Genomic DNA, 11,861 nt, shown 5'->3' on the forward strand with positions numbered 1-11,861 from the left:
AGCTTTTTAGGGCTGCGCTGAATAATCACCAACGCGTCAGGATCTTCCAACACTTCATGCTGTCACCAGGCCCCTCCTGGTGGCAGCATGCCCGTTTTCACGAGTGATTCTTGAAGAGACATTTTGCAGCGAACCTTTCTTGCCGATAGGGTCTAATACTGGCAATGCATTCATCGCGCCAAGGTTTCTTATGCTCTCTACCTTTCAGCAGTTTTTCAATCGCGCGCTCGTCGTGCCCACTCAGGAGCAGGAGCGCCGTGTAACCCTGGAACTGGCCACCGCAGTTCTCTTTTGCGAAATCGTGCGCGCGGACTATCAGCGTGATCCACGAGAGCTGGAGCTTCTAAAACGCAAACTGCAGCGACGTTTCGAGCTGGACGATGGTGCTGTAGGCGAATTGATACGATCCGCCGAGGAAGAGGCGGATCAAGCGGTGGATCATTTTGAGTTCGTACGTCTGATCAATGAGCATTACGACTACGGTAACAAGGTCGTATTGGTCGAATTGATGTGGGAACTCGCTTACGCAGACGATGAGCTGGATGCCTATGAAGAGCATCGTATCCGCAAGCTTGCGGATCTCTTGTTCGTGCGCCACAGCGACTTCATCCGCACCAAGCTGCGGGTTCTGGAAAAACGCGGTGAAGCAAAATAATGAACGGCTGACGTTACTTTATCGTTTCACACGTTTTCATTATGCACTTTGTGATGATCCTCCGGCGCCACATGCCAGGGTAGGCATGCGCGAGCACTACGCTCGAGCTCGGCAATTACCTGTGCACCAAGCAGCAAGATGACGGCGCCTATCTCCAGGCTCAGCAATACGACGATGAGCGTCGCAAGCGACCCGTAGATGACATTGACGAAAGAGATATTGGCGAAGTAGTAAACCAGAATGAAGCGAGTGATTTCCCATAGCAAGGCAGCGACGAACCCCCCGATTAGTGCGCGTGTGGGGGAGATGCGTACCACCGGCATGATCTTGTAGATGGCGCTGAACAATCCGAACATGCCGACGAAACTGAGCAGGTTGAGCAATGCCTTGGAGACGAACGGAGAATGCAGTTCGAATCCGAAAAGCATGAGAAGCAGCTCATTGAAGGCGTTGGCGATGGCCACCAGCAAGGTCAGCGCCAGAAGCCCTGATCCCAGCATGATCATGAAGAAATAAGGCATCAGCACCGATACCCAGACACGTCGATGTGTAGGAATGTTGGGTTGGTGAAAGATCAGGGAAATTGAATCCTCAATCATGCGAAAGGCGAAGGAGCTAAAGAACAGCAGTATCAGAGTGCCGACAATTCCCACCACATCCCGCGACTCCAGCAGGGCGTTGACCGCATCGAGTAATATGTCAGCATGGGCTGGGGCTAGATGTCCTGCCTGTATTGCAATGATGCCCAGCAGACGCTGTTCATCGACGACATGCGTCAACAGCACCGAGAGCACGGCAAACAAGGGTATGGCCGAAAGCAGTATATTGTAACCCACCCCCCCCGCAAGCAGAATGCCCCGGTTCTTGAAGAAGGCTGCCAGCACACGCAGAGAGAAGCGATACAGCTTCGGTGCGATCACGATCACGTGTTCCTTGCCGCGTTCTCGTTTACCCATGAGCCTCCCTGATATTCGTTCGTCCATCCATTGCAATGTGCAGGCTTTCCTGAGCATAGCCATTGGCTAAGGCCTTCACACGCACCGAGCCGTAGGTAATCTTACTTAATATCCCTGGGTGCGGCATTAAAACGACCTCAACAAATGCTGTCTTGATTCAAGGTTGCGGTTCGATTTGCCGTTATAGAGTTGGCAAGCGTCCGAAAGGATGAATTTCACGTATTGCTGCTTCAAGGAATCGCAGTACGCCATCAATGGAATAGATCGATGACCGACGCCTATACCGGCTATGCTCCGACCCTGGTCGCACTTACTCTGCTGGTTGCCGTCATGGCATCGCTGGCAGGGTTTTGTTTGGCGCCTCGAGTACACGTAAGCCAAGGACTCTCTCATAGGTTATGGTGGGCCGGTGGCTCTCTAGTGATGGGACTCGGTATATGGTCGACGCACTTCATCGGTAGCCGTGCCACATCGGTCATGGCGGACCTACCCCGGGATCTGTTGCCGACACTGATTTCGTTGCTATTCGGAGTGTTGACCTCGGCGCTCGCCCTGGCCATTGTCCGGACACGCCGGCTCAGCGTATGTAAGCTGGCACTTGGTGGAAGCGTCATGGGTGCCGGTATTGCCCTTATGCATTATGTCGGCATCAGTGCCCTGGATAATAGCGGTCCGACGTCCTACGATCCGCTGCTGTTCATGCTCTCTATCGTCATTGCCGTGAGCGGTTCCATGGGTGCGTTGTGGTTAAGCTTTCGCTTAAGGCCGGAGGAGGGCAAAAAGATCACGCTATGGAAAACCTGCTCGGGGGCCTTGGTCATGGGCATGGTCATTTCAGGCATGGTTTACACTGCAATTGCCGCGGTGGAATTTCCCCAGCAGGGTGCTGCACTTCAGATCGGTTCTACGGTGCCGGATCGGCTGGCGTTCACGATTGCCTTCGTTGCCATCGGCATCATGCTTATCGTGCTGATGCTGTCGATTTACGATGCGCATCTGGCTTCTAGCAATGCGCGCCTGGCAGCATCGTTACGTAAGGCCAATTTCGAATTGAAAGCCCTGGTTTCTTGCGACCCGCTCACTCGGCTTCCTAATCGTTTGTTGCTTGAAGAGCGCCTCGATACCTTATTGGCCCGAGGGGGAAGTGGGCCGGGAAAAGAGTTCGCCGTTTTCTTCGTCGATCTCGATCGATTCAAGACCATCAACGACTCTCTGGGTCATCATATTGGTGATGAGCTGATTCAGCAGGTTGCCTCACGGTTGAAAGTGGCAGTACGCAATTCGGATATGCTTGCCCGAGTAGGCGGTGATGAATTTATGATCGTCAGTGCCGAAAACACCGACAGAGCGAGCAGTGCCACGATCGCCAAGCGGATCGTGAGTTCCTTGAGCAAGGCCTTTCAAATTGACGGCAACCTGATACGTATTACCACCAGTGTCGGGATCAGTCGTTATCCTGTAGATGGCGCCGACAAACATGCGCTGATGATTCATGCAGACGCGGCCATGTATATCGCCAAGGATGCCGGTCGCAACACGTTCAAGTTCTTCGAACCCGGAATGAATACGATTACCGAGAAACGGGCGCGCCTTGAAAGTCGTTTGCGCGACGCCATTGACAATGATGCCTTGAGCCTGGCCTATCAGCCCAAGGTCAACGTGGTGACTGGTGAGATCACGGGAGTAGAAGCCCTGCTGAGATGGCACGATGCGGAGCTCGGTCACGTGACGCCGGATGAGGTCATTCCTGTAGCTGAGGAGACCGGATTGATTCTGCAGATCGGGGAATGGGTATTGAAAACCGCCTGTCAGCAGTCGATGGATTGGCATGCCCAAGGCTATCCGTTACTCAAGATGGCGGTCAATCTTTCCGCTATCCAGCTCAACAATCGGAATTTCATGGAAGTGGTCAGGCGAGTATTGAGCCAGACACAGTTGCCAGCCCATTATCTCGAACTGGAGCTCACGGAGAGCGCGATCATGCAGAATCCCGATCGCGCATCGATGATTCTGCGCCGCCTACGCAAGCTGGGTATCGCGCTTTCCATCGACGACTTCGGCACAGGCTACTCCAATCTGTCTCAGCTCAAGCGTTTTCCAATCAGCTGCCTGAAGATCGACCGCTCGTTCACCTCGGGCGTAAATTCCGATGCTCAGGATGCGGCCATCGTCAAAGCCGTCGTGGCGTTGGCCCATAGTCTGAACCTCGAGGTCGTTGCCGAAGGCATCGAAACACAGGAGCAGCTAGCGTTCATTCGCGAGATCAAGGGTCAGCAATACCAAGGCTATCTATGCAGCAAGGCGCTCTCCTCCGAAGAGTTTCAGGCCTTCCTGCGCGAGCGCTTCCCGGTAAACGCCTAGCCTTACATCCACAAGAGGCGCGTTGACATTGCGCCTCCCATTCCGGCATTTACATTTCCGCCTTGCAGTTTCCCCTATCACTCTTGAACTTCTATCCTCGAACGCTTATCGGGCACAATAAGTGTTCGTTCGCGCTTTCGCTTATACACACAGGAGTTCGACCATCATGATCGTCAATTGCGTGGCTTATCGGGAAGGTCGCAAGCTTGGCGACATCAATACGTCCGAAATCGCCGATTATGTCAATAAACCCGATTGTTTTGTCTGGGTAGCCCTGAGCGACCCTGAACCCCGGGAATTCGAGATATTTCAGGATGTCTTCGATCTACATGAGCTGGCGATAGAAGACGCCTTGCACGGCCAACAACGGCCCAAAGTGGAAGAGTATGGCGCTGCCCTGTTCGTGTTCATGCGTGTGCTCGATATCGAGGAAGACGAGATACGCGAAGGCGAGGTGGCTGTCTTTGCTGGGCCCAACTATGTCCTTTCGGTTCGCAAACACACCCAGCAAGGGTTTGCCGAAGTGCGCAGCCGCTGCGAACGGGAGCCGGATCTACTCGAGCAAGGGCCTTCCTTCGTGCTCTATGCCTTGATGGATGCCATTGTCGATCGTTATTTTCCGATGGCCGAGGCGTTTGAAGAGGAGCTCGAAACCATCGAGGAGCAGATTTTCACCAAGGATGCCGCTGCCCGAACCAACATCGAGCGACTCTATCAACTCAAGCGCAAGGTCATGACGCTCAAGCATGCGGTGACTCCTTTGGCAGAGGCCACGGTGCATCTGTTCGGCGGGCGCGTACCGGTGCTTTGCGCCAATACCCAGGAATACTATCGCGACGTCTACGACCATTTACATCGTATCGAAATGGCTGTAGACACAATACGAGAGACTATTATTACGGCTATTCAGGTCAACCTTTCCGTGGTCGCCATCGATGAAGGCGAGGTACATAAGGCGTTGGCTGCCTGGGCCGCCATATTCGCCATGGCGACCATACTGGCAGGCATCTGGGGCATGAACTTCGAGCACATGCCGGAGCTCGATTGGAAATTGGGCTATCCTCTAGCACTAGGGTTGATGGGGGTTGCCTGTGGCGGACTGTATTACCGTTTTCGCAAGGCAGGCTGGTTGTGACAGCCATGTTCGATGAGTGAAATCACACCGTCATGCCAAGCGAAAATCTGATGTAGGCTGTATGCTCGACAGAGTAGTAATGCTTCATGGTCAGTATGTGACAGAACAAGGGAGAAAAAACTCATGGCAGAATCGTCTGACAAGCCCGGTAACAATACGGATAAGCCAGGGAAGACCATCAAGGATAAAGAGTCCGACAAGACCGCTGCTGGGCCGAATGACAAGCCGGCTGGAGCGGGTAAAAGCACCAGCGACTCCGGTACCACCAAGGTCGGAACCGACAAGACCGGCGGCACTGATAAGTCGACCAGTAGCTCGGCCAATAGCGCGAGTAGTAACGAGTCCGGTAAAAGCACGGCCGGCACGCACAGCGATGCAAAGGCTGATGCACAAAGGGGTGCAGCCGAGGCAGCGGCCATTGCCAAGGGCAGTGGTGGATCCGACAAGGACTCAACCGCATCCGGCAAGGGTCCCTCTTCGAATGACAAGAGCTCTGCCCCGGCAGATAAAGGATCCAGTAGTACAGGCAGCACCAGTGCTGCAAGCGGAGCTAGTAAAGATACCGGCAGCCCCGGCGGTAAAGGAGCAACCGCTTCACAGCAAGGCGCCAGTAGCGGGAGCAACACTACAGGCTCAGGCACCAGCGGTTCGAGTGCTGGTACAAGCGGTTCAAGCTCCAGTACCAGCGCAACCAGCGCAAGCGGAGCCAAAGTGACTTCCGGAGGTTCCAGAACCACTGCCGGCGGGTCCGGTGGAAGCGGTGGCGGCGGTAGCGGTATGGGCGGAGGCAGCGCAGGCGGACCTTTCAAGGACAATCGGGTTCGCGCCGTCGTTATCGTGGCAGTAATTGCCATTATCGTTGCTATCTTTATTGCCTCCAACGCAAGCAGTCAGCGAGAGCAGTGGAGCAATGAGCGTAATGCGTACGAAGAACGGATTACGACCCTTGTGAGTGACAACGATGCGCTTCAGGAGCGAAATTCCGCCTTTGAAGAAGCGTATTCCAGCGTCGAATCAGCAGAGAAGCAAAAGCAGGCGCTGGAAGAACAGATTGCCCAGGCTCAGGAGCAGCAATCTCAACTGCAATCGAAGATCGAGCAGCTCAAGCAGCAGGAAAAGGAGCAAGAGCAGCAGACTCAGGAGGTCTCTGCCAATCTCAAGTCCGTGCAGGACAAGACGGAACAGGCTCAGTCCCGACTCGATGACATTACCCAGCAGCGCAAGTCCGTTCAGGAAGAGCTCGACTCCATTCAGTCCGAGTTGAAAAAGGCGCAAGACGAGATTGCCAAGGCCGAAGGTCGCAATGCTGAACTCGAAGAGAAGATCAGCAGTCGTAATGATCGGCTCGATGATCTGAATGAGCAAATCAAGGATAGCGAGTCAGAGCTGGCTGATGCACAGGGGCAAACCGCCACTGCCAAGGAAAACCTCGAGCAGGTTCAGAAATCCCTTGAGGATCTCCAGAAACGCCAGCAGTCACTGAAGTCGGAAGTTGATTCTGCCCAGTCACGTTTCGATGATCTGCAGTCGCAGATTCAGTCTCGTAGCCAGCGTCTGAATGAGCTGCAAGTACTCATTACCAACGTGCAGCAGCAGATGTCACGCATCGAGGATATGAAGTCGTCCTTGTCCGACTTGTCACAGAGCGTCGAATCCGCGCAGCAAAAGGCAAACAGTGGCCAGCAAGGCGATCAGCAGAGTGATCAGCAAGGCAACAAGCAAAACAGCGATGGCCAGTCCTCGAAGAATCAATCGGACAGTCAAAAGCAACAGCAGCAAAAAAAGGAGCAGGAGCAGGAGCGGCTGCGTCCACCCAATGAGGAAAAGCAAGATCAACAACAGCAGTCATCAAGCGAGCAGCAGTAAAGCGCTAGTGAGACTGCAAGCGTGAGTCGGCGATAGCCGACTAACGCGACCCTCAAGAAACCGACCGGTCTTAGCGCCGGTCGGTTTTTTTTATGTATACGATTTACCAAGCACGCCTCTCCCATTGATATGCATGACATCAATCAATATTGATTTCGGTCAACACGCAAATCAGTGAGCACATTAAAATAGTCTAAAAAAGAAAATGTGTACAAACTGATATTAAAAACGTCATTGCGATTATTCAGGGACAGCATCATGCAAAAAGAAACCACGACCCCCCAGTCTTCCAAGAGGCGAGAATGGATAGCCATGCTATTTGTCGTTTTCGTCTTCTTCCCCATCTTGAGCGTCATGGTCGTCGGTGGCTATGGCTTTGCCGTCTGGATATTCCAGATGTTCTTCGGCCCTCCCGGACACAACTTCTGAACGCTACCGACAGGCTTTTTGAACGAGGTCCGACATGGGCAAATTAATGAAGAATCTTTGGCGTGTATTGAAGCGCCCGCCGGTGCATATCGGCCTGGGCGTCATCGTGTTATTCAGCTTCATCGGCGGGATCGTCTTCTGGGGCGGTTTCAATACGGCCCTGGAAGTGACCAATACCGAGGAGTTCTGCGTCAGCTGTCACGAGATGGGCGATAACGTCTATCAGGAGCTGCAAACCACCGTGCACTGGGAAAACCGTACCGGCGTACGTGCCACCTGCCCGGATTGTCATGTGCCGCACAACTGGACGGACAAGATCGCGCGCAAGATGCAGGCCAGCAAGGAGGTCTGGGGCGCCATCTTCGGGACCATCGATACCCGAGAGAAATTTCTCGACAAGCGCCTGGAGCTTGCCCAACACGAATGGGAGCGCTTTTCCGCCAACAAGTCCCTGGAGTGTCGTAATTGCCACGACTACGACAGCATGGACTGGGATGCGATGTCCGACGAGGCTGCGCGTTTCATGAAGCGCGCCGCGGAAAAGAATCAGAGCTGCCTGGATTGCCACAAAGGCATCGCCCACGAATTGCCCAAGCAGATGAACTTCAAGAACCCCATGCTGGCCAGGCTCGAACAGCAGGCTCAAGGCGTGGGCCTCGACGAAGGTGAAACCTATTACACCGTCAAGCCAGTCACACTCTATGTGGACGAGGCGCTGACCGAACGCGCCGGTGTACTCGAATCCGCCAGCGAGGTGACGATCCTCGAAGCTCAAGGCGACAAGTTCAAGCTCGCGATCGACGAGTGGCGCAAGGCCAAGGGCTTCGGTCGTGTGCTCTACGAGGACTTCGGTCAGAACATCACCAGCGCGGTGCTCGAGAAGGAAACGGCCCAGAACGAGGCATTGTTCACCAGCGGCGAAGAGAAAATCGATGACCTGACCGGGTTGCCCTGGGTCAAGGTCGAGGCGCAGTTCTGGACCGACACCAAGGCGTTCCTCTCCTCCCGGGATGAGCTCTGGAACTACGCCAGCGAAACCTACGGTGCCAGCTGCAGCATCTGCCATACCGAACCGGCGCCAGCGCACTTCGATACCAATACCTGGCCGGCAATGTTCGCGGGCATGGTGGGCTTCACCAACATGGATGCCCAGACCCAGGACCTGGTACTGAAGTATCTGCAGAAGCACTCATCCGATTACGCTGGCGAGCATTGAGGCAAAGAGATATGGCAATTTCACGTAGAACCTTTCTCAAAGGCATGGCGGCGGGCGGAGCTGCCTCGTTGATCGGCCCAGGGCTATTGGCTCGCAGCGCGACGGCCAGCGTTTCGGTAGAGGGCACATGGAAGATGGCCGGCTCCCACTGGGGTGCCTTCAAGGCGCTGGTCAAGGGCGGCAGGGTGGCGGAGATCAAGCCGTTCGACGTCGATCGCTACCCGACGGACATGCTCAACGGCATCAAGGGGTTGATCTACAATCCGTCGCGCATTCGCTACCCGATGGTGCGTCTGGATTGGCTCAAGAACCGGGAGAACGGCGACCGCACCCAGCGCGGCGATAATCGTTTCGTGCGCCTGACCTGGGATTCGGCGCTGGATCTCTTCTATGAGGAACTAGAGCGGGTTCAGAAGCACTACGGCCCCTGGGCGCTCTATGCCGGGGCCACCGGATGGCGCCAGACCGGCCAGATGCACAGCTGCGGCAACCATATGCAGCGCGCGGTAGCGATGCATGGCCACTTCGTCAAGAAGGTCGGCGACTACTCCACTGGCGCAGGGCAGAGCATCCTGCCCTACGTGCTCGGCTCCACCGAGGTCTATAGCCAGGGCACCTCCTGGCCACTGATTCTCGATAACAGCAAGACCATCGTGCTGTGGGCCAACGACCCCTACAAGAACCTGCAGGTGGGCTGGAACTGCGAAACCCACGAGGCCTACGAGTACCTGGAGCAGCTCAAGGGCAAGATCGCCGACGGCAGCATTCGCGTCATCAGCGTCGATCCGGTGCGCACCAAGACCCAGAAGTACCTGGGATGCGAACAGCTCTACATCAACCCGATGACCGATGTCGCCTTCATGCTGGCCCTGGCGCATACCCTTTATCAGGAAGAGCTTTACGACAAGGCCTTCATCGAGGCCTATGCCCTGGGGTTCGAGCCCTTCATGGACTACGTGTTGGGCAGGGCGGAGGACAACACCGAGAAGACGCCGGAGTGGGCCGAGACTATCTGCGGCGTTCCGGCAGGCGAGATCAGGGAGTTCGCGCGGCTATTGGCCAGCGACCGCACCCAGCTCATCTTCGGTTGGGCGATCCAGCGCCAGCAGCACGGCGAGCAGCCTTATTGGATGGGGGCGGTGCTAGCCGCCATGCTGGGCCAGATCGGTCTTCCCGGCGGCGGCATCAGCTATGCCCACCACTACAGTTCCATCGGTGTGCCGGCCTCGGGTGCCAGTGCGCCGGGTGCGTTTCCACGTAATGTCGATGCAGGTAAAACGCCCAAGTACGACAATGCCGATTTCAAGGGCACCAACGACACTATCCCCGTGGCGCGCTGGATCGACTGCCTGCTCGATCCGGGTGGCAAGATTCAGTACAACGGTAGCGAAGTGACCTTCCCGGACATCAAGATGTGCATCTTCAGCGGCTGCAATCCCTGGCATCACCACCAGGATCACAATCGCATGAAGAAGGCCTTCCACAAGCTCGAGACCGTGGTCACCATCGATTACTCCTGGAACGCTACCTGTCGCTTCTCGGACCTGGTGCTGCCGGCCTGTACCCAGTTCGAGCGCAACGACATCGATATCTACGGTTCCTACTCCAATCGCGGTTTGCTGGCCATGCACAAGCTGGTCGATCCGCTGTTCCACTCGCGCACCGACTTCGACATCTTCACCGATCTGTGTCGGCGTTTTGGGCGACATGATGAATACGCTCAGGGCATGGATGAGATGCAGTGGGTGAAAAAGCTCTATGACGAGTGCAAGGACGCCAACAGTGTAGAGGTGTCTTCGCCCTCTGGCCCGAAAGTGCGCTTTCCGATGCCGGAGTTCGAGCAGTTCTGGCAGGATGGCTATGTCGACTTCGGCGCCGGCGACCCCTGGGTGCGCCATGCGGATTTCCGGGAGGCGCCGGAGGTCAACGCCCTGGGAACACCGTCCGGCTTCATCGAGATCACCAGCCGCAAGATCGACCGCTACGGCTACGACGACTGCAAGGGTTATCCCACCTGGATGGAGAAAGCGGAACGCTCCCATGGCGGTCCCAACTCGGACAAGTACCCGCTGTGGCTGCAATCGGTCCATCCGGATCAACGTTTGCACTCCCAGATGTGCGAAGCCGACGAGTACCGGGCCACTTATACCGTGCAGGGCCGCGAGCCGATCTACATGAGCCCGCAGGATGCGAAAGCCCGGGGCATCGCCGACGGCGATCTGGTGCGGGTATTCAATGATCGCGGCCAGTTGCTGGCCGGCGCGCGGGTATCAAATGACTTCCCGACCGGCGTGGTGCGCATCCACGAAGGCGCCTGGTACGGGCCGGTGGATGCCAGTATTGGCGCCCTGGATACCTACGGCGATCCCAATACGCTGACCATGGACGTGGGCACCTCGAAACTTGCCCAGGCCACTAGCGCCAATACCTGCGTGGTGGAAATGGAAAGATACACCGGTGAGGCGCCGGCGGTGACGTCCTTCGGCGGCCCTCAAATGGTCGAACTATGATGCTAGACGCTCCGTCAGGCCAAGGCCTGCCCCCTCAAACCCAATGCGAGCTGTGGCATGAGCGGACCCTGTTGTGCCGCTGGCTGTCGACCCTGCTCGCCAAGGAGCTCGACGAGGTAACGCTCAAGGCGTATCTGCAGGGCGAGGCCGAACCGCTACTCGAGCTATTGCGGGACCATGCGCAGTTAACGCCGTTGGTCGAGCGTTTCAATCAGGCCTTGAACGCGCTGCGGCTATTCGAGCAGCCACGGCTCGAACTGGCCGCGGATTTCGCCACGTTGTTTCTCATGGACGGGCGCACCTCGGCACCTCCCTATGCATCGCTCTACCAGCCCGGCCAGGCGCTGTTTCATCAACAGCCCACCGAGCGCATGGAAATGCGATTGAGGGCTGCCGGCTACGATGTGGTCAAGGACTTCGGCGAACCCGCGGATCATCTCGCGGTGATGCTGGACTATCTCGCCACGGGCTATGAACGGCTTGGTGAAGCGTCCAGCGACGCGGAGTGCGAAGAGATCAAGGGTGGCCTAGTACAGTTCGTCGATGAAGAACTCACGCCCTGGCTACCCACCTTCGCCCAGCGTTGCCAGCAGATTGATACGGCCAGCGATTTCTACCCGGCGCTAGCGCAGCTGGTGGCCGGCTACTGTGCCACGTTATCGACTCAGAGTGGTTGCCGCTCTTCCATTTGATGTGAGACGCTATCTAACGATCATCTACGCCAGCGTGCTTT

The 11,861-nt window shown here is 56.1% G+C and carries 9 protein-coding genes; 8 read left to right on the top strand and 1 reads right to left on the bottom strand.

Annotated features, from left to right (window positions below):
* Positions 1-190: 190 nt before the first annotated feature.
* Entirely contained in the window at positions 191-655 is a 465-nt protein-coding gene (locus H7850_RS04100; RefSeq protein ID WP_227368106.1) for a TerB family tellurite resistance protein, read from the top strand.
* Positions 656-681: 26 nt separating this feature from the next.
* On the opposite strand, the gene H7850_RS04105 is transcribed toward H7850_RS04100, so the two are convergent.
* Entirely contained in the window at positions 682-1,611 is a 930-nt protein-coding gene (locus H7850_RS04105) for a YihY/virulence factor BrkB family protein (protein ID WP_227368107.1), read from the bottom strand.
* Positions 1,612-1,878: 267 nt separating this feature from the next.
* Between H7850_RS04105 and H7850_RS04110 the strand changes: the two genes are divergently transcribed.
* The 7 genes from H7850_RS04110 to torD all read left to right on the top strand — a co-directional run bounded on the left by H7850_RS04110 (position 1,879) and on the right by torD (position 11,820).
* Positions 1,879-3,972: a putative bifunctional diguanylate cyclase/phosphodiesterase gene (locus H7850_RS04110; protein WP_227368108.1), complete on the top strand. Its 2,094-nt coding sequence runs from the start codon at positions 1,879-1,881 to the stop codon at positions 3,970-3,972.
* A 166-nt stretch (positions 3,973-4,138) separates the two neighbouring features.
* Positions 4,139-5,107 (top strand): magnesium/cobalt transporter CorA, encoded by a 969-nt coding sequence (corA, locus tag H7850_RS04115; protein ID WP_227368109.1) that lies wholly within the window; start codon positions 4,139-4,141, stop codon positions 5,105-5,107.
* A gap of 123 nt (positions 5,108-5,230) precedes the next feature.
* A complete protein-coding gene (locus tag H7850_RS04120) occupies positions 5,231-6,973 on the top strand; it encodes a hypothetical protein (RefSeq protein WP_227368110.1) in 1,743 nt (580 codons plus the stop codon).
* Between the two features lie 258 nt (positions 6,974-7,231).
* The gene (locus H7850_RS04125) at positions 7,232-7,402 is read left to right on the top strand and encodes a periplasmic nitrate reductase, NapE protein (protein WP_227368111.1); all 171 of its coding nucleotides are present in this window, start codon (positions 7,232-7,234) and stop codon (positions 7,400-7,402) included.
* Positions 7,403-7,436: 34 nt separating this feature from the next.
* Positions 7,437-8,618: a pentaheme c-type cytochrome TorC gene (gene torC, locus H7850_RS04130; protein WP_227368112.1), complete on the top strand. Its 1,182-nt coding sequence runs from the start codon at positions 7,437-7,439 to the stop codon at positions 8,616-8,618.
* 11 nt (positions 8,619-8,629) lie between these two features.
* On the top strand, positions 8,630-11,128 hold the full coding sequence (gene torA / locus H7850_RS04135; protein WP_227368113.1) for a trimethylamine-N-oxide reductase TorA: 2,499 nt from the start codon (positions 8,630-8,632) through the stop codon (positions 11,126-11,128).
* A complete protein-coding gene (torD, locus tag H7850_RS04140) occupies positions 11,125-11,820 on the top strand; it encodes a molecular chaperone TorD (RefSeq protein ID WP_227368114.1) in 696 nt (231 codons plus the stop codon). Before torA ends, torD begins: the two co-directional genes overlap by 4 nt.
* The last annotated feature ends 41 nt before the right edge of the window (positions 11,821-11,861 follow it).

It is taken from the genome of Halomonas sp. M20, assembly GCF_020622265.1.
Classification (GTDB): Bacteria; Pseudomonadota; Gammaproteobacteria; order Pseudomonadales; family Halomonadaceae; genus Modicisalibacter.